The organism is Streptomyces sp. CB02056 (genome assembly GCF_001905545.1).
Taxonomy (GTDB): domain Bacteria; phylum Actinomycetota; class Actinomycetes; order Streptomycetales; family Streptomycetaceae; genus Kitasatospora.
Genome location: NZ_LIPD01000020.1, coordinates 119,726 through 137,553, shown reverse-complemented (window position 1 = coordinate 137,553; position 17,828 = coordinate 119,726). Strand labels below are relative to the sequence as shown.

Genomic DNA, 17,828 nt, shown 5'->3' with positions numbered 1-17,828 from the left:
CGAAGGTCAGGGTGACCGGCGCGGCCGCCGCCGTGGCCGGGTTCCCGTTCCGGGCCGAAGTCCGGTCCTGGGCCGCGACGGTGACGTGCCCGATGGTCACCGGGTCCGGGCTGAAGGTGTTCACCAGGTGGATCCGGGCGGAGCTGCCGCCGATGCTGGTGTGGACGACCATGCGCAGGGTCTGCCGCCCCGTCACGCCCGAGGCTGCCGACGGTCCGGCCAGGCTCATGGCGGTCCCCCAACTCCCCGTCCAGGCCGCGGACTCGGGGCGCGGCGCGCCCGGGCCTGACGCGAGCGCGGCGGGGCCTGGCGGGAGCGCGGCGGGGACCGGCCCGCAGCCGGCGGCCGCGTTCGCCGGGGCCGCGGGCGGCAGGGCGGCGAACGCGCCGAGGACGACGGCGGCTGCCGTCATGGCGGACAGGCGGCCCCGCGGTGGGCGGTGGGCGACGTGCACAGGAGTCCTTTCGCCGGGTACGGAAAACCGTTTTCCCGCATGGCTCGGGTGACCAGGAAATGGCGGCGATCCGCTTCCCGGAGGAGGAGGTCCGAGAATGCGCCGAGAAATCTCGGAGACCGCTCGCCATCCACCATGCAATCACCGCCGGCCCGGCTTCCGCCAGGAGGAACATCAGGCGGAAGCCATGGGGAAGTTCCAGCAGAAACCGCGCTGTACAGGCGAGATCGGCGGGAAGCAGACGGAGTGGCCTGATCGTGCGTCAGCTGACTGTCGCGCCTGACGGAATTTGCGATATACCGTCTCGGGCACTTTCCGCCCGACAATCCGCCAATCTCCTCCTGGCGTGATCACCTGTCGAACCTCGAAATCTCGAATGAGGGGACATCACATGGCAATCGGACGACGGCAACTCCTCACCTCCCTCGCGCTGACCGCCCTCGCCGCACCCGTCCTGGCCAAGGGGACCGCGACCCGAGCCTCCGCGGCCACGGGTACGGGTACGGGTACGGCCGCACGTATGGCCGCCGGCTCCGGGCCGCTGTTCATGCAGGTCGTCGCCCACGAGGACGACGACATCCTGTTCATGAACCCGGACCTGTCCAACGCCCTCGCCGACGGCACGCCGTCCGTCACGGTGTTCGTCACCGCCGGGAACATCACCGGTGACCCGTGCGCGGGCGGCTGCTGGGACCCCGCCGGCGACCCGCTGCGCACCTGGAACCGCCAGATGGGCGCCGTCAACGCCTACTCCCGGATGACCGGGGTCGGCGACAACGACCCGGCGACCGACGAGATCGGGCACTGGACGGTCGAGGCGTGGACGGTCGCGGGCAAACAGGTCGAGCGGTACATGCTCAAGGACCGGTCGGTGCACCTGATCTTCCTCAACCTGCACGACGCCGGGCTCGCCAACGTGCTGAACGGCGGCACCGACACCACGGTCGTCCCGAAGGACAGCCCGCTGTCCGGGCCGTCGACCTACACGGCGGCGGACGTCGTCGAGGTGCTGCGGCAGATCATGGTGACGTACCAGCCGACCGTGCTCCGGGCCCAGGACGAACTCCCGGACACCCGCTACAAGGACGACCACTCGGACCACATCTCCGCCGCGAAGTTCGCGGGCGTGGCGGCGAGCCAGTACGGCGGCTCGCTGATCCAGGTGAACTACCGGGACTACAACATCAGCGACTGCCCGGTGAACCTCGACCCGGCGACGGTCGGCACCAAGGGCGTGTTCGTCTCCGAGTACGCCAGCCACGACCACTCGGGCAACTACGAAACCGCCTGGTTCTCCCGGATGTACTACCGCTGGTCGCGCGGCACCTCCTGGGCCGGGCTGAACCAGGACGGCCGACCGCAGGTCTTCGTCGTCCGGGCGGGCTCCCTCTACACGTACTGGCGCCAGGGGGACGGCAGTTGGGGCGGCCCGGCACGGTTCGCCGACCCGGGCGGGCGGCTGGCCCCGGGCATCGCCGTCGGCACCAACGCGGACGGCCGGATGGAGGTCTTCGCCCGCCGCCTCACCGACCACCACATCGTCTCCGTCCCGCAGACCACGCCCAACGGCGTGTGGCGGGACGGCTGGGCCGACCTCGGCAACCCCAACGCCGGGCTCGTCAACGCGGGCCAGGTCGGCGTGCCCGCGGTGGTCGCCTCCCAGGACGGCCGGCTGGAGCTCTTCGTCAAGAACGGCGGCGGCGGCCTCAGCGCGATCCGGCAGACCAGCCCGAACGGCGCCTGGACGACCACCTGGGACGACCTGCACGGCACCGACATCCAGGATCCCGTCACCGCGATCCGCAACGGCGCCGGGAGGATCGAGGTCTTCGCCAGCACCCGCGACGGGGTCGTCAACTGGTGGCAGACCGCTCCGAACGACGCCATCAACGGCCCGGGCCCGATCCCGAACTCCCGGCCGGCCAGCCCGCCCAAGGCCGCGCTCGACCAGGACGGCCGCATCGAACTCGCCTACCGCGAGGCCGAAACCGGCGCGATGCTCGTCAGTTACCAGACCCGGCCCGGGGGACCGTGGAGCCAGTCCCCGACCAACCTCGGCGGCCACAAGGGCGTGGGCGAGCCGGCGATGGCCAACCTCGGCGGGCGGGTCGTCCTGTTCGAGCGCAACGGCGGCGGCGGTGTGAGCACCACCGCCCAGACCGCGCCGAACGCCGGCTACGGCGCCTGGCAGGACCTCGGCGGCACCGTCCTCGACTACCCGACCGCGATCGTCGACGGCGGCGGTGTCCTGTACGTGTTCGCCATCGGCACGGACGGCCGCGTCTACTTCCGCATGGGCACGACGCCCACCAACCTCGGCGGCTGGCAGGGCATGCCCCTGTGACCGCCGGTCCCGTCGGCCGGTCGGCCCCCTCCCGACCGGGCGACGGGCCGGCCGACGGGCCGGGCGCGTGGAAGCGCCGGTGGGAGGGCCCGCGGGAGCACCCGTGGAAGCGCCGATGGGAGCGCTCTCACGCCGTGTAGGATGGCCACTCCCGAGAGTGAGCCACACCGGAGTGTGATCATGCCCCGAACTGACAGGCCGGGCCCCGGAGGTGCCCGGTCTGCCGCGCGACCGACGGTGGAGGACGTGGCCGCCCGCGCGGGAGTCAGCCGGGGAACGGTGTCCCGGGTCATCAACGGTTCGCCCAAGGTGAGCGCCCGGGCGAGGGAGGCCGTGGAGCACGCCGTCGCCGAGCTCGGCTACGTACCCAACCAGGCGGCACGGTCCCTGGTGACCTCGCGCACCGACGTCGTCGCCCTGGTCGTCCCGGAGAGCCTGTCGCGGTTGAGGTCGGAGCCGTACTTCGCGGACGTCATCGCCGGGATCTCCGACGAACTCGCCTCGACCGACCTTCAGTTGCTGCTGACCCTGGTCCGCAACGAGGACGAGCGCGAACGCCTGACGCGCTACCTCACCGCGCGTCGGGTCGACGGGGTGCTCCTGGTCTCGGTGCGCCAGGACGACCTGTTGCCCGACCTGCTCGAACAGCTCGGGATGCCGGCCGTACTGGGCGGCCGCCGGTCCGAGCGCGAATCGCTGAGCTACGTCCACGCCGACAACGCCGGCGGGGCCCGGGCGGCCGTCCGGCACCTGGTCGGACTCGGCCGCACCAGAGTGGCCACCATCACGGGGCCGCTCGCCATGGAAGCGGCCGGGGCACGCCTGGCGGGGTACCGGGAGGCGCTCACGGAGGCCGGCCTCGCTCCGCAGGACGCGCTCGTCGCCCACGGCGACTTCACCGAGGCGGGCGGCTACGCGGCGATGCGCGAGCTCCTGGCCGAAACGCCCACCCTCGATGCCGTGTTCTGCGCCTCCGACCTGATGGCCGTGGGCGCGTTCCGGGCGCTGCGCGAGGCCGGGCGGCGCGTGCCGGGAGACGTGGCCGTCGTCGGCTTCGACGACTCCGTCATCGCCCGTAGCACCGAGCCGTCCCTCACCAGTGTTCGCCAACCGACCGAGGCGATGGGGCGGTTGATGGTCCAGCTGCTGCTCGAGGAGATCGCCGAACCCGGGCGGCCGCGTCGCCAGGTGATCCTGCCGACCGAACTGACGGTCCGCGCCTCGGCCTGAAGGCCTCGGACTGCCTCGAACGGCCTCGAACTGAAAGGCCGTCACATTCCGTTGTTCCGGTATGAGCCACGGCCGCGTGTCACGGCTGACCTGGGCATAAGGTGCTGCTACGCTCCCGATGGGTGTGGGAGCGCTCCCACGCGCCAAGATTCTGAGGGGTGACATGTCGAAGGCACAACAAGGGGATTCGACATTCGGGGGCATGCTGAGGGCGCTTCGTCGTGAAGTGGGATTCACGCATGAGGAACTCGCCCGGCGTTCCCAGGTCAGTGTGAGAACGATCAGCGACATCGAGCGGGGCCGGGTGCTCCGACCACAGCGCCGCTCCGTCCAACAGCTCGCGGCGGCGCTCGGCCTGAGGGCCTCGCGACTGGAATGGTTTCTCCGTGCCGCGCGCGCCGTTCCCGGCAGCGGGCCCGATCAGCCGGACGGGAGCCGTCGCGAGACGCCGGCCGCCGGGGAGGTGGACGAACAGCCGTCCGCGGTGGTCGTGATGGTCCTGCCGATGACCGCGACCGGCGAGAGCGGCCCGTGCTGCAGGCGCCGCCGACGCTGTCCGCAACCCCGCCCGACCGGGCCCCGACCCGTGCGCCGGGCCGGTTGACGGCCGTCGCGTGCGGCGGGCAGACGCCGGCGGCCACACGTCCGCCACAAGGACGCCGAACGCGTACGCCCGCCCCACCGGCGCCGTCCGGTTGGGGACGCGCCACCGGCGACTCGGCCGGGCGAGGCGGTAGTTGACGCCGTCCGCGGTCCAGCCGACCTCCCTGCCGATCCGGGCGGTGGCGTCAACCCCAGGCGGCCGCGGGCCAGGATCCCGCGCCTCGGTCGGACTCGCCTCGGCACGCGACGCGGGCAGCGGCGAGGAGATCGAATCACGCGGCTCCATCGAGACCGAAGCAGCCCGCCGCCTCGCCGACGACCTCAAGAACGAGTGATCACCCGACCACCCGATACTTTCTCAGGCCGTCGAGGGTACGCGCGTCACCGAGAAGGGGCAGGCCAAAGGCACGCACGCTGATCGTGGTGTCCGGTACGCAGTCGGCCGCCACCGGTACGACAGGCTGCTCGGCTGGACGGTCCCGCAGGATCCGGTAGCGCAGCGGCTCCTGCCCCAGGTCGGCGACCCGCACCGCCCACGCCGGACGGGCTCCGCCGGCAGTGAGACCGTCGAGCAGTTCGGCGCTCGCGAACTCGCACACCTTCGCTCCGACGAGCCGGCGCACGGTCCCGTGCTCCGCGGTCCGGCGCGCCTGGGGCGGCTCTCCGGTCAGCCGGCCCGAACTCTCGGCAGCGACGGCTTCCAGCAGCACCCACTCATCGGGGCTCAGCACCACAGAACCCCCCTCAACGCGACTGGACTGATCCCGTCACGCCGGCCTCGGCGGCGCCCCGGCCTTCGCAGAGGTGCTCTCGCGCCCAGGTGTCGAAGGTGGTGAGGGGCAGTCCCAGTTCCCGCGCGTACTCGGGGCGGGCGGGCTGGGGGAGGTCGTTGATGGATGCCTGGGCGAGGCCCATGGCGGGCATTCCGGCGGCGCCGGCCTGTGCCTCGGTCATGTCGGGGGCGGTGAGCACGGTGCCGAGGACGCGGGACAGCACGGTGGCGATGTCCGCCATGGTCAGGACGTCGCCCGCGAGTTCGAGTTCGACCCTGTCGAAGCGCTCCGGTGCGGCGATGGCCGCCGCGGCGGCGGTACCGATGTCGTCGACGGCGATCAGGGATAGGCGGGTCTCGGGCTTCAGCAGGCTCACCAGTCCGCCGTCGAGTCCGCGGGGGAACATGATCGCGGCGGAGGGGTGGAAGTTCTCCATGAAGAAGCCGGGCTTGAGGAGGGTCCACCGCGCGAAGCCCGCCTCACGGACCCGGTCCTGGATCCCGGCCTTCGCGGCGTAGTAGGGCTGCAGCCAGGCCCACCGGCCGGTGGGCCAGTCGGCGTGCAGCCTCGCGCCGGAGACGGAGGTGCGGACGAACTGCGCCACCCCGGCGGCCCGCGCGCCCTCGATGAGGTTGACGGCCTGCGCGACCTCGCCCTCGAAACCCCGGCCGTCCATGTCGGGCATCTGGACGGAGAAGACGGCGCGCGCTCCTGCGGCGGCCCGGGCCAGCGAGGCGGGGTCGTCGAGGTCGCCGGTGACCAGTTCGGCGCCGAGCGCCGCGACGGCCCGGGCCCGGGCCGTCGCCGGGTCGCGGACCAGCGCGCGGACGGCGACGCCCGCTTTCAGCAGGGCTCGGGCGGTGGCGCCGCCCTGCTGACCGGTGGCACCGACGACCAGGACGGGGGCTGACTGTGCGCTCATACGAGCTCCTCACACGGCACCGGAGAGAAAACGGCGGGGCCCGCCGTTTCTACTCGCGTACGATACGGAGGGCCCCGCCGCTTAGCAAGTACGGAGACGACGCCATGACAGCCCAACGCGCGGACGCCCGACGCAACCGCGCGCGGATCCTCGCCGTGGCCGAGGCGGAGGTCGCCGCCCACGGCGCCGACGCCTCCCTCGAACAGATCGCGCGCATCGCCGGCGTCGGCTCGGCCACGGTGCGCCGCCACTTCCCCGACCGCCGGTCCCTGCTGGAAGCGGTCTTCAGCCAGAGGGTCGACGCGCTGTGCTCCCGCGCCGCGGACCTCGCCGACGCCGACGATCCCAGGACCGCGCTCCTGGACTGGCTGGGCGCGCTCACGACCTACGCGGCCTCCGCCCGGGGCATGGCCGACGCACTGCTCCCGGCCGGCACCGGCGGCGGGAACCACGTCGACGCCTGCTCGGCACGCCTGGGAAGCGCCGTCGACCCCCTGCTGCACCGGGCCGCCCGCGCCGGCGCGGTGGCACCGGAGGTGACCACCGCCGACCTGGTCGCGCTGGTGACGGGCCTGGCCCTCGCCACCGAACACCACCCGACCCCCGCCGCCGAGGCGCACCGGCTCCTCGCCCTGGCTGTACGGGGGATCAGTCCCCGAGGATGAGACGGGCGGGCCCGTAGTGCCGCACCGGCCGGACGACGGCCGGGGTGACGCCGGGGAGGCCGGTTCAGGGCACCGGCACCACCCTCCCGAAGACCTCTCCCGCCACGATCGGGTACTGAGACGGGCGGAACTTGCGACGCCGGTCGCCGCCCTCACGGGCAACGACGAGCACGGTGACCCGCTCCACGAGCGCGTGGGCGGGTCGGGCGCGGCCGGGCAGACGGCCAACGAGGCTTCCGAGCAGCGTGATTGAGGCGTCGGACATCCCGGTCGACAGCCCGGGGCCTCGTCCGTCACGGCCTCTCGGGCCGTCACCGGATCGTGGCACCCCGAAGAAACCCGGTGATACCTCAAAAGCACCGGCGGCTCTTGGGGGCAGGGATTACCCTCCGGGTATGGGGTCATGGGAAGTTGGGATCGCTGTCGCCGGCGCGGTCGGTGCCTTGCTCACGGCCGGGGCCACGGCGCTCTCGACCGGAGTCGATGTGCGTGAGCGGCTGTCACGGCTACGGCGTCCCCGGGACACCCCACCCGCGCTGGAGCCCGCCTCCGATGCCGCCACCGAACTCGGCGACACGTACGACGCGTTCGTCTCCTACGCCTCGGTGGACACCGAGGCGGCGCAGACCCTTGCCACCGGACTGCGTGCCGAGGGGCTGCGGGTCTTCCTGGCCGAGTGGATCGGCCCGGGGCTGGTGGAGAGCCTGGAGAAGGAAGCGGCCCTGCGCGTCACGGCCAACGGGCTCCTGCTCTTCAGCAGCGCGACGATGAACGACGCCGCGATCCGCGACGAGTACGCGGTGCTGCTTCAGCGCGTGCACACCGGTGGACGGCGGTTCATCCCCGTGCTCGTGGATGACGTGGAACTGCCGCCCTTCGCCAGGATCCGCCGGCCCGCGGACCTGCGGAATCCCGGCAGCGAGCCCTACGACGTGAGCCTCGCCGCGCTGGTGCGGGCGGTACGGCCGCGGGGCGAAGCCTTATGACCCAGGTGTTCCTCTGCTACGCCAGGGAGGACGCCGACTGGGCGAGGGTACTGGCAGCCCGTCTCGGGCGGAGCGACCTGACCGTCCTCTTCGACGAGTGGGACGTGCTGCCCGGTGACGTGAGCGTGCACCACGCCGAGGCGGCGATCGAGGACGCCGGATGTGCCCTGGTCGTCATCAGCCCGGCCTCACGCGCCTCGTCCTGGGCCCGCGAGGAGTACGCGGCCCTGGTCACGGCCGGAGCGCGGCGGCGGCTGCGGCTCATTCCGCTGCTGATCGGGGACGCCCCTCTCCCGCCCCTGGCCGCGAGCCGGGTCTGGCGCGACTTCAGGACCCCGGACGCCGCCGACTACGAGCGGAAGGTCGACGAACTCGTCGCCGCCATCCGCGGTGAGAGCGTCCGGCCCGGTCCCGGCGGATCCGTCGCACCGGGACACGCGGAGAACATCGCGTCGGCCCAGCCTTCACCTCCCCGGCCCCTCGTGCCTCCCGACGAGCCCGCCGTCGTCCTCTGCTACGACAAGGCCGACACGGCGTACGCCCACGCGCTCGCCGACCAGGTGAGAGGAGCCGGACTGCGGGTCTGGTCGGTCGCGGACCTGAGGGCCGGGGACTCGCACGTCTGGGTGAGGCGCCAGCAGTTGGACTTCGCGACGGCCGTGATCGTGTTGATGTCACCGCAGTCCCAGAACTCCGACGACATCACGGACATGATCCTGGAGGCGATGCACCACCAGCGCCCCTTCTTCCCGGTCCTGCTCGACGGGCAGCGCAACTACCTTCTGGCCCACACCTGGTACGCCGACGCCCGGGACGGCCGGCTGCTGAGCCCGGAGGAGCTCCTCCGGCTGCGGGACATCGACACCGCCTCCCGGAACGGCAGCACGCCGGACGAGATGTCCTCCCTGTTCCCGGCTCCGCTCCAGCGACCCGCGGCGCAGACGGTGCGGGTGCCGGAGGCCGTCTCCCTCGGACGCCTCGACGGCTGTCTCGCCGAGCACAACTTCGCGCACGCGGATCTCCAGACCACCGCCATCGTGCTGGAGGCGGCCGACCGTCTCGACGAGGGCTGGCTGGGCACCCGCCACGCGCGCCGGATCCCCGTCGAGGTCCTGGCCCGTGTCGACGGCATATGGGCCGACCACACGCACGGACGGCAGGGCTGGAGCGCCCAGGCGGCCCGGGCCGCGGTGCGCGGCAACCGGCACGCGGACTTCCTCGCGCTGTCGGTGGCCTGCGGCTGGCGGAGCTCCGCCGACGCGCTGGTGCCGCGCTTCTACCACGAGCTGACGGAGCGGGCGGGGCCCGGCCCCCGCGGCGCGTACTACCCGACGCTGCGCAATCCGCAGAACGAGCCGTTCAACCACTGGTACGACGAGTGGACTTCCACGGTTCTGGCCGTGCATCTGCGCAGGGGGGACAGGAGGTGAGCCGGTGAAGTGGACGGACCGGGTGGATCTGGCGATCTACCTGGTCGGATCCCTGGCCGCGCTGTGCTCGCTGGCCGTCTGCGCTCGACTGGCGCTCTACGTCCACGCGTCGGTGAACGTCTTCGGCGTCCTGGCCCTCTCCCCCCGCGTCACCCGGAAAACGGACCCGCCCGATCAGAAGAGCGGGAAGAAGCACAGGAAAGAGACGCCCGCTCCCGCCCGGGGCTGTGTCCCGCTCTTTCTCCTGGTCTACATCACCGCTACAGAGGTGTGGCTCATGCAATTCACGGTCATCGTCGTTCTCCTACTCCTCCTGGCGATCTCCGGTGCCGTCGGCCGGCTCAGTCTCCGCTACGTGCCCCCCGGCCACATCGGCATCGTACGGCGCCTGAACGGCCGGACTCATCCGGATTTCCCGCAGGTCACCCCACACGCCACCCACGGGGTGCTCGCCCGCACGCTCCTGCCCGGGCGCCACTGGATGACACCGTTCGTCTACGAGGTCCAGGTCGTCCCCCGGACGCGGGTGCCGGAGGGCAAGATCGGCCTGGTCAGGGCGAAGGCGGGCCGGACGCGGCCGGGGAACCGGGCGCTGGCGCTGCCGGTGCCCTGCGACGACTTCCAGGACGGCGTGAGGTTCCTGCTGAACGGCGGGGAACAGGGCACACAGATCGGCGTGCTGGCCGGCGGACAGACCTACTCCATCAACACGGAGCTGTTCCGGGTGACGCTGGTGGACCGGGTCCACGTTCCGGCGGGCACCATCGGCCTGGTCGACGCGAGGGCCGGCGGGAACCGACCGCCCGGGGCGCTCTTCGGTCCGCACGTGGAGTGCGACGACTTCCAGGACGGCGCACGGTTCCTCACCGGCGGCGGTCAGCAGGGCAAGCAGCTCGCCATCCTCCAGGGCGGTGCCTACTACGACATCAACCCGGCCCTGTTCGACGTCATCACCACGCACAACGTGGAGGCGCGCGGCGGACCGCTGGAAGCACGGCACTTGAAGCAGATCGCCATTCCCGCCGACCAGACCGGCGTGGTGATCACGCTCGACGGCGCGGATCCGGGAGAGGACGACCAGGCGGGACCACCGGTACCGGGCCATCAGGGGTTCCGCCTGCCATGGGTGTTCCTGCAGAACGGCGGCCGCCGGGGGGTGCAGGAGGAAACCCTGAGCGGGGGAACGGTCTCCGCGCTCAACCCGTACTTCATCCGCGTCATGCTGATCCCGACGCACCTCCTCGCCCTGGAATGGGACGAGAAGACGCCCGCGGAGCAACAGAACTACGACGTGCATCTGGGGAGGATCACGGCCACCGTGCAGGGCTACCGGCTGTTCGTGGACGTGAAGCAGCTCATCCGGATTCCCGCCCAGTCCGCTCCCGGACTGGTCAGGCGGAACGGCGGAGCCCAGATCTCGGACATCGGCGGCCTCGACTACAACCGGATGCCCGTCCAGCGCTTCGTACAACGCGTCCTGGGCGCCATCGTCACCACGTACTTCAACCAGATCGCCACCGCGTCGACCGTGCTGGAGTTCGTGAAGAACTACCGGGACACCCGGCTCGAACTCGCCACCCTCGTGGAGAACGAACTCCGGGACTGGGGAGTGGAGTCCAAGGGCACCCACCTGGGCGTTTTCCGGGCCGAGGACGAGAGGCTCAACGAGATGCTCAAGCGGACGGCCGACGAGGAGATGGAGAGCGAGAAGCTCGCGCTGCAACTGGAGAACGCGGAACGCGAGGACGCGATCGACAAGGTGCGGGTGGAAGCGGAGAGGCGGCGCGTGAAGCTGGAGCTGGAGGCCGAGATCCAGGTCCTCGGCCTGGAGAACGTCATGGTGCTCAAGATGCTCAGGGAGATCTCCCAGGCGCCCGTTCCGCAGATCGTCAGCGGGGGCGACCTCTCGGCGTTCCTCGAAACGCTGCCGATCACTCGTCTCGACGGGCTGATGGACCGGATGCGCACCCTGCGCAGGGGGCCCGGGATCGAGGGCGCGGAGCGGCCCTCGCTACCCGAGGCGGAGAGCGGGGAAGCCGGGCGGTAAGGAGCCCGACACGGCGCCGGTGCCCGTCCTCCCCCACGCCCCCGCCGCCGCGGTGACCCGATGAGCCCGACGGCCGGCTGCTCCCCGGCCATGGTCGTGCCTGCCGGTGCGCGCGCCGGCAGGCACCGCCATGGCCGGCACCGGCCCGGTCAGCGGCGCCCTGCTGTCCGGCACCGTTCCGCCCGACTCCCCGCTCGTGCGGCCGCTCGTCGTCCTCGCCCTCGGCTCCGTGGCCTACGACCTCGGCGTCCGAGCCCGCCGACGTCGGAACGGCTGGCGTCGCGATCCGATGTCGCAGCGGTTGGCGCGGGCCGCCGCGGACGGCCTGCAACGCGGCCCGCAGGGACGGCACATCACTCGCGGATGATGCCGTCCAGGAGGTCGAGGGGCCTGACGATCAGCGCAGCGTCAGGATCCAGGCGCTGACGGCCAGCCAGCCGGTCAGCGTCAGCGCCGCGCACGCCCAGGCGAAGCGGGCCGGCCCACGGCCGCGGTCCCGCCCCTTGGCGCGCTGGAACCCGGCGACCAGGCCGGCCACCGCGGTGACGGGGAGCGCGAGGAAGGCCAGGTACAGGGTGCCGTAGTAGAGGAACCTCGCGAACAGGGCGCCCACGAACACGAACGGCGCGGACACCACGGTGACCACCGCGCCGCCGGCCGTGCACGCGACGCGCAGCCGCTTCTCGTCGGAGAAGAACGGCGGCACGGCGCACACCACCGCGCAGCCCAGGCCGAAGACGTACAGAACCAGCCCGCCCGGGCCATACCCCCGGTGGATGCTCCACGCCGGCAACAGGAACGCGACCGCCCCGACCCCGGACAGCCACCGGGCACTCACCGGCACCGCGGCCATGTTTCCCCCTTGCACAGCACCCTCTTTGAACGCGTTCGAATCTAGCACCCAGGAGACGACGACGCCCAGACGGACAAGTCGCCGAAAATCGCGGCAGGCACAGCGGGACGCGGCGGCTCTCCGCGGAGAGCAGACGCATGCCGATCTCGTTGCGGCCCATCCCGAGGCTGTGGACCACAGCGGTCAGGCCGTGGCGGAAGGAGCAGGCCGCGGGTTCCGCGTCCTGATGTCCTATGGCGAGTCCGCGAGCTGTGCGTTTCGTTGGATCCGCGCTCCGTGCCACCTTGATCGTTCCGGGTTTCGTGCCACTTCCCCGGGACGGTGTACTGAAAGCTAGGTGACACGTCTTCTGCCTGACCGGCTCGCTGAGGCTTCAAGGAGCGCTGTGCCGCGGCGGGTGCGTCGCATGGGCGTGGTGGAGCGGACCGTGCGAACAGAAGACGATGGCGATGGCTGGAGCCCGGAGCTGTCTGGAACGCCTCCGGCTCCGCCGCCAAGCGTCCGACCAGAACGACGTGGAGGACGTCGCCGTAGGCGTACTTCTTGGTCAGACGAAGCGAGGCCTCTTGCGACGCTCGGGTCGTTTGTCCTGATCACGCCGGTTTGGGTAGCCGAACACCGCCGCCGGCAATGTCGCCGACCCACCTCCCCCGGTAAGCGCCAGGGGCGGCGTCTCCGGGACGGTCGGGGAGGTCGGCCGAGACGGCGAGGTGACAGGGTTCGGCGTCAGGTCCTCGACGGTCGGGGAGGTCGGCCGAGACGGCGAGGTGACAGGGTTCGGCGTCAGGTCCTCGACGGTCGGGGAGGTCGGCCGAGACGGCGAGGTGACAGGGTTCGGCGTCAGGTCCTCGACGGTCGGGGAGGTCGGCCGAGACGGCGAGGTGACAGGGTTAGGCGTCAGGTCCTCGACGGTCGGCGTGGTGAAGTGACGATATCGCCTGAGGTTCTCGGTGTCCGGGTACGGGTGACGCCATGGCTTGCGGGAGCCGATGAAGTGGAGCACGAAGGCGCGTCGCTCCTGATCCCGGTACGCGTGGTACTCCGTGCCCAGTCGCGGCGGCCAAGCCTCGGGCGGGATGTCGCGGAAGTCAGTCATCGGGAACACGTTCCAGCGCGGATCCAACTCGATCCATCGCCCGTGCGTGAGCGCGTTGAGCGCATCTTGCTCCAGACAGACCGGGACCTGATCCTGGCTCGCGAGCCAGTCGAGGGCCCGCTCGGTCAAGCTCTCCCGACGCCACTGGCGGAGGTTGCACAGCATCACCCCCGCATTGAAGTAGGGCGCGTCGGGCGCGAATCGTCCGTTGCTTCCGCCTGCCAGCGCCTCGTGGAGGTTGGGACGCCACATGTCCCGCACGGCCGCGAGGGGTCTGTCACCGAGGTCCGTCGCGAACAGCTCTGTCACGTCTCGCATCAGCACGACGTCCACGTCCATGTACAGCGCCACGTCGTCCGGCACCAGCTCTGGCAGGAACAGGCGCGCGTACGTCGCGCCGGTCAGGTAGCGCAGCAGTGGCAGGTCGGACAGGTCGCGGCGCAGACGGACGACCTCCAGATCGAGCCCGCGGGACATCGCGTGCTCGACGACGTCGGCACTCGGCGAGTCATCTGTCATCAGTGCCGAGATGCGCACACCGCTCTTCGGCGGGAGGCAACGGGCCAGCGACGACAGCATGTTGCGTGCCGCCGATGCGTACTGACCGTCGAACGCGATCGCTATGCGCATCCCCCGACCCCCCACGTGTGCGACCCAGGAACCACTACGCTAAGGGGGGGTCGAGCGACGGTCAAGGCGCTCAAAGAGGGGGTGCGACCTGTGGCGCGAACGAGCGACGTGGCGCCGGCGGCGGGCAGATGCCTGCTCATCTGCAGCACACCGAGGTCAGGGACTCATCTGCTGGCCGGTCTGCTGGAGAGCACGGGCTTGTCGGGCAACCCGCAGGAGTACCTGTACAACCACGTTACCGAACTGGACGGTGAGGACATCCCGATCGGTCCGGCGCACCGGACGCAGCCGGACCAGCTACGAAAGCTGATGCGGATCGGGACTTCAGCCAACGGCGTGTTGGGCCTGATCGTCATGGGGTCGTACCTGGACGAGGTCGTCGCCGGGCTGCGGCGATACCAGTCCGCGAGTGGAGCGAGCTGGCGCGAGGTGATCGAGCGCGCCTTCGACCGCCCGGTATATGTGTGGAACCGGCGGCTGGACACGGCGGCACAAGCGGTGTCTCTGTACCGGGCACTGGAGACCGACGTCTGGTATGCCGACGACGTTCGTGGCGTGGGTGCTGACGTTCCCTACCGTCGCGACCGGATCGCGCACTGGGAGCACATGATCCGGGAGCAGAACGAGGAGTGGGCGCGCCGGTTCTCCGACAGCGGGATCACGCCGATCACGGTGACGTACGAGGACGCGCTGGCGGACCCGGAGGGTGTGGTGGACCGGCTCCTGGACAGCCTGGGAGTCGCACGAGGCGGCCGGCCGGTGGAGCCGCTCACGCGCCGGCAGGGAAACGACGTGAGCTTGGAATGGCTGGCCCGGTACCGCCGGGACGGTTCAACGTGACCGCTGCCTCCGCGACCTCGATGAGCTCCGCCAGCACCTGAGGCTCACTGCCGTAGGGCCGACGCAACGGCCCACGCCGCACCGGCCCGTCCGGTACGAAACGACGCTGCCCGGCCCGACGCCGCATCGCCCGCAACAGATCCATCGCGAGATCGCCCCCGCCACCCCCACCAGTCTGCATGACCACATCCTGGTACATCCGTCGGCGCTACGCTCAAGTGCTGAGCTCGGTACGAACGATCGTGCTCAGGGCCCTGTTCGATGTGATCGTGTTTCGTGCAACGATCCCGGCATGGCGAACTTTGATGCTTCCTCTCCGCAGCGCCGTGTGAGCACGGGAGGGCCGTGCGGAGCGGCGCGCGGCCAACGAGGTTCTGCCCTCGCCGTGTTGGGGGCGCTGCTGGATCGGTCGCTGGTGCAGATCGCCGACGCTGCCGCGGACGCCCGGTGCTTCGACCGGGAGACGATCCACGTGGCGGCGGACGTGTGGGACAACAACACCCTCCCGCTGTTTCGGGCGGCGACGGCCGGCACGCGAGGCGGGCGCGAGCGTCGGTCTCTGGCAGCGTTGGAATGGATGGCCGGCCTCGGTGAGGAACGGCGCACCTGGATGATCGAGCAGGCTGCGGCCGCCGGGCACTCGTTGGACGGGCTCCTCGCTCCCGGGAAGCCGTCCACGCCCGGCCGTGACCATCTGGGACAGGTGATGGCCCCGGTGATGTCGCTGACGGCGCACGCCGCGGAGAGCCTGGCCGCCGACTACGACCTTTCATCGGCCGAGGTCCGCCATCTGCGGATCGAGCGGGCCGGCAGCCGTCTCGTCGGCCGGCTCGAACTGGCTGTCACCCGTTCCTATTCCGTCGACGACGGCACCCCGCCCGAGGACGCGACGCTGAGTATATGGCTACGCGACATCACCGAGGTCCGCTTCGATTCCGATGACGCCCGGGGCGCCGTCCTTGGAGCGCGAGCGGACGGCGTGTCAATCGCTCTGGGGGCCCGAGGGATGCTCCGCGCGGCGACGGCCGACCATTGCCCGGACGACCGCTGCTGGCACCTGTCCTCGGCCGGGCGCCAGGCCGACGCGACCACACCACCCCGCGACACCCGACCTGCTCGCGGCACCTCCCCGCAGGAGGGGCACCTGGGCGCCAACGCCATGGCGGCAGCGACCGTTCTGCACCGCGCCATGCTGCACGTCCGCATGGTGCGTAGTCCCCGGCATGCGGGCCGGATCCCCGTACGCGACTTCCACCGAGCCTTCACCGGAGCCGGCGAGGCAATCCTCGCCGCGGGTGCTCACCGCCTGCCCCACCGGCGGGAAGCCGCCTTCCGCCACCTGGTCGAGACCTGGGTCGGACGCGGCGGCCCAGCCCTCGCGAAGTGGTTCGCCAGCGAGCTGGCGGAGACCGTCCACCGACCGGATCTCCTCGTCGTCCTCCGCGACCAGGACCAACCACACCCGACCGCCGGCACATCGCAGCAGCCCGCTCCGAACCTCGCGACGGTACCCGGCCCGGTAGAGGTCGAACTCCGGATGGCCTCCTACACCTCGGCACACACACGCTACGGCGCAGACCACGACGCCTCTGCCCTCGTGCACCTGGCCGTGCCGCCGCACCCGCGGAACGCCGAGAACGACCCGTGGCGGCTGCGCGCGATGTGCGGCGCCGGCCCCGCCCGCTTCCAGTTGCGGACGGCGGCGTTCCAAGGCGCCGGCCGGCCCTCCGTCACGGCTGACGACAAGGCGGCCCGCCGCTTCGCCCTACACGACGGAGCCCTCGACATCACACGAAGGGAAGGCTGAACCCACCATCCGCCGCGCGCACGTTGCTCTGCACCGGCCTGCGCAGTTTTCCTGTACGCCGACACGGGGTCAGCCGACGCCGAGCAGAACGGCGACGGCCACCAGGTCGCCCGCGGGTTCGTACCTCCACGTCGGCCGGCGCACCGATTTTCCGCGTCTGCCGCCTCGGGGCGTTTTACGGCGGGGCGGCGGGAATTCCGACAATGTTGGTGCCCGTTCGCCAGGAGGGGAATTTCTGCCGGACCGGCCGGCGATCGTATTCAATGGGCTCCGGCCGATCAGGCAACGCAGCGGCGGAACGGTCCGCCGTGGAAAAGGAGTGCGCATGGACAGCCGGTTGGATTCCGCCGAAGCTACCGTCGACGTCCTGTCGTTCAACATCCACCACGGGGAGGGAACGGACGGCGTCCTCGACCTGGAACGGATCGCCCGGGTGATCCGGCGCAGCGGTGCGGAGATCGTCGGGCTCCAGGAGGTGGACCGGCACTTCGACGGGCGCAGCCAGTGGAACGACCAGGTGGCGGAGCTGGCGCGGTCGCTCGGCTACCACCTGGCGTACGGGGCGAACATCGACCTGGACCCGGCGGCGCCGGCGGCTCCGCGGTGCCAGTACGGTACGGCGGTGCTGTCCCGGCACCCGATCACCCGTGCGCGGAACACCCACCTCTTCCGGTCCCCCGGGGAGGAGCAGCGCGGCCTGCTGCACGTCGAGATCGACCTCGGCGGAATTCCGCTGCAGGTCTTCGTCACGCATCTGGAGCTGTTCTCTGAAATCGACCGAATCCGCCAGGCGGAAGAAGTCGTCGAGCTGATCGGGGAAACCGGTCCGGCCATTTTGCTCGGCGATTTCAACGCCGTTCCAGGAACGTCGGAGATAACCGGGCTTCGGGCTGCTTTCACCGATTCCTGGACGGTTTACGACGGTGGTCCGGTGGCGACGTTCCCGGCCGATGCTCCGCGGGACTGCATCGACTACGTCTTCGCGGGCCGGGGGGTGACGCCGGTGCGGGTCGGCCTGGTCACCGAGGAGCCGGTGGCCTCGGACCACCTGCCGGTGCTGGCCCGACTGGTGGTCTCCGGCTGACCGCCGGCCCCCGAGGGTCCGGGCCGGGGCGGCGGGCCGGCCCGGACCCTCGGGAGGCGGTGGC

At 71.2% G+C, this 17,828-nt stretch carries 16 protein-coding genes and 1 pseudogene; 12 read left to right on the top strand and 5 right to left on the bottom strand.

The annotated features are described in order from the left end of the window. Positions 1 to 412, bottom strand: a pseudogene (locus AMK13_RS36735) (hypothetical protein); the annotation flags it as partial. A gap of 433 nt (positions 413 to 845) precedes the next feature. On the opposite strand from AMK13_RS36735, the gene AMK13_RS36730 reads away from it, so the two are divergent. From AMK13_RS36730 to AMK13_RS42555, 4 genes are all read left to right on the top strand, one after another. After that, positions 846 to 2,798, top strand: a complete 1,953-nt coding sequence (locus AMK13_RS36730) for a PIG-L family deacetylase (protein ID WP_158077790.1) — start codon at positions 846 to 848, stop codon at positions 2,796 to 2,798. Between the two features lie 180 nt (positions 2,799 to 2,978). Beyond that, positions 2,979 to 4,028 carry a LacI family DNA-binding transcriptional regulator gene (locus AMK13_RS36725; RefSeq protein ID WP_074005897.1) on the top strand — a complete coding sequence of 350 codons (1,050 nt, stop codon included), beginning with the start codon at positions 2,979 to 2,981 and terminating at the stop codon, positions 4,026 to 4,028. A 118-nt stretch (positions 4,029 to 4,146) separates the two neighbouring features. Further along, entirely contained in the window at positions 4,147 to 4,632 is a 486-nt protein-coding gene (locus AMK13_RS44345) for a helix-turn-helix domain-containing protein (RefSeq protein WP_079272844.1), read from the top strand. 178 nt (positions 4,633 to 4,810) lie between these two features. Next, complete coding sequence (locus AMK13_RS42555) at positions 4,811 to 4,966, top strand: hypothetical protein (protein ID WP_206745857.1); 156 nt, start codon at positions 4,811 to 4,813, stop codon at positions 4,964 to 4,966. Here the strand turns inward: AMK13_RS42555 and AMK13_RS36710 are convergent, their stop codons facing one another. Together AMK13_RS36710 and AMK13_RS36705 are read right to left on the bottom strand one after the other, a co-directional pair. Next, on the bottom strand, positions 4,967 to 5,365 hold the full coding sequence (locus AMK13_RS36710; protein WP_074005894.1) for a hypothetical protein: 399 nt from the start codon (positions 5,363 to 5,365) through the stop codon (positions 4,967 to 4,969). A gap of 10 nt (positions 5,366 to 5,375) precedes the next feature. After that, entirely contained in the window at positions 5,376 to 6,326 is a 951-nt protein-coding gene (locus AMK13_RS36705; protein WP_074005893.1) for an NmrA family NAD(P)-binding protein, read from the bottom strand. Positions 6,327 to 6,430: 104 nt separating this feature from the next. Here AMK13_RS36705 and AMK13_RS36700 point away from each other — a divergent pair, with 104 nt between their 5' ends. The 5 genes from AMK13_RS36700 (at position 6,431) to AMK13_RS36675 (ending at position 11,821) form a co-directional block, all read left to right on the top strand. Then, entirely contained in the window at positions 6,431 to 6,991 is a 561-nt protein-coding gene (locus AMK13_RS36700; RefSeq protein ID WP_074005892.1) for a TetR/AcrR family transcriptional regulator, read from the top strand. Positions 6,992 to 7,386: 395 nt separating this feature from the next. Continuing rightward, positions 7,387 to 7,977: a toll/interleukin-1 receptor domain-containing protein gene (locus AMK13_RS36690; protein ID WP_074005890.1), complete on the top strand. Its 591-nt coding sequence runs from the start codon at positions 7,387 to 7,389 to the stop codon at positions 7,975 to 7,977. Beyond that, complete coding sequence (locus tag AMK13_RS36685) at positions 7,974 to 9,407, top strand: toll/interleukin-1 receptor domain-containing protein (protein WP_074005889.1); 1,434 nt, start codon at positions 7,974 to 7,976, stop codon at positions 9,405 to 9,407. Before AMK13_RS36690 ends, AMK13_RS36685 begins: the two co-directional genes overlap by 4 nt. A gap of 4 nt (positions 9,408 to 9,411) precedes the next feature. Then, positions 9,412 to 11,454: an SPFH domain-containing protein gene (locus AMK13_RS36680; RefSeq protein WP_241853191.1), complete on the top strand. Its 2,043-nt coding sequence runs from the start codon at positions 9,412 to 9,414 to the stop codon at positions 11,452 to 11,454. Positions 11,455 to 11,560: 106 nt separating this feature from the next. Next, on the top strand, positions 11,561 to 11,821 hold the full coding sequence (locus AMK13_RS36675; RefSeq protein ID WP_143204718.1) for a hypothetical protein: 261 nt from the start codon (positions 11,561 to 11,563) through the stop codon (positions 11,819 to 11,821). 30 nt (positions 11,822 to 11,851) lie between these two features. On the opposite strand, the gene AMK13_RS36670 is transcribed toward AMK13_RS36675, so the two are convergent. Further along, positions 11,852 to 12,307: a hypothetical protein gene (locus tag AMK13_RS36670; protein WP_074005887.1), complete on the bottom strand. Its 456-nt coding sequence runs from the start codon at positions 12,305 to 12,307 to the stop codon at positions 11,852 to 11,854. Between the two features lie 547 nt (positions 12,308 to 12,854). Further along, positions 12,855 to 14,033, bottom strand: a complete 1,179-nt coding sequence (locus tag AMK13_RS36665; protein ID WP_074005886.1) for a glycosyltransferase family 8 protein — start codon at positions 14,031 to 14,033, stop codon at positions 12,855 to 12,857. A 90-nt stretch (positions 14,034 to 14,123) separates the two neighbouring features. On the opposite strand from AMK13_RS36665, the gene AMK13_RS36660 reads away from it, so the two are divergent. The 3 genes from AMK13_RS36660 to AMK13_RS36650 all read left to right on the top strand — a co-directional run bounded on the left by AMK13_RS36660 (position 14,124) and on the right by AMK13_RS36650 (position 17,764). Continuing rightward, positions 14,124 to 14,873 carry a Stf0 family sulfotransferase gene (locus AMK13_RS36660; RefSeq protein ID WP_158077789.1) on the top strand — a complete coding sequence of 250 codons (750 nt, stop codon included), beginning with the start codon at positions 14,124 to 14,126 and terminating at the stop codon, positions 14,871 to 14,873. Positions 14,874 to 15,288: 415 nt separating this feature from the next. Continuing rightward, complete coding sequence (locus AMK13_RS36655) at positions 15,289 to 16,680, top strand: hypothetical protein (protein ID WP_143204717.1); 1,392 nt, start codon at positions 15,289 to 15,291, stop codon at positions 16,678 to 16,680. Positions 16,681 to 17,005: 325 nt separating this feature from the next. Further along, the gene (locus tag AMK13_RS36650; protein ID WP_074005884.1) at positions 17,006 to 17,764 is read left to right on the top strand and encodes an endonuclease/exonuclease/phosphatase family protein; all 759 of its coding nucleotides are present in this window, start codon (positions 17,006 to 17,008) and stop codon (positions 17,762 to 17,764) included. Positions 17,765 to 17,828 lie beyond the last annotated feature (64 nt).

Bases quoted from the DNA above. Each gene is read 5' to 3' on its own strand.
- AMK13_RS36685 (WP_074005889.1), top strand. From the start codon at position 7,974: ATGACCCAGGTGTTCCTCTGCTACGCCAGGGAGGACGCCGACTGGGCG.
- AMK13_RS36670 (WP_074005887.1), bottom strand. From the start codon at position 12,307: ATGGCCGCGGTGCCGGTGAGTGCCCGGTGGCTGTCCGGGGTCGGGGCG.
- AMK13_RS36650 (WP_074005884.1), top strand. From the start codon at position 17,006: ATGGACAGCCGGTTGGATTCCGCCGAAGCTACCGTCGACGTCCTGTCG.
- AMK13_RS36690 (WP_074005890.1), top strand. From the start codon at position 7,387: ATGGGGTCATGGGAAGTTGGGATCGCTGTCGCCGGCGCGGTCGGTGCC.
- AMK13_RS36700 (WP_074005892.1), top strand. From the start codon at position 6,431: ATGACAGCCCAACGCGCGGACGCCCGACGCAACCGCGCGCGGATCCTC.
- AMK13_RS36730 (WP_158077790.1), top strand. From the start codon at position 846: ATGGCAATCGGACGACGGCAACTCCTCACCTCCCTCGCGCTGACCGCC.
- AMK13_RS44345 (WP_079272844.1), top strand. From the start codon at position 4,147: ATGGGTGTGGGAGCGCTCCCACGCGCCAAGATTCTGAGGGGTGACATG.
- AMK13_RS36725 (WP_074005897.1), top strand. From the start codon at position 2,979: ATGCCCCGAACTGACAGGCCGGGCCCCGGAGGTGCCCGGTCTGCCGCG.
- AMK13_RS36705 (WP_074005893.1), bottom strand. From the start codon at position 6,326: ATGAGCGCACAGTCAGCCCCCGTCCTGGTCGTCGGTGCCACCGGTCAG.
- AMK13_RS36665 (WP_074005886.1), bottom strand. From the start codon at position 14,033: ATGCGCATAGCGATCGCGTTCGACGGTCAGTACGCATCGGCGGCACGC.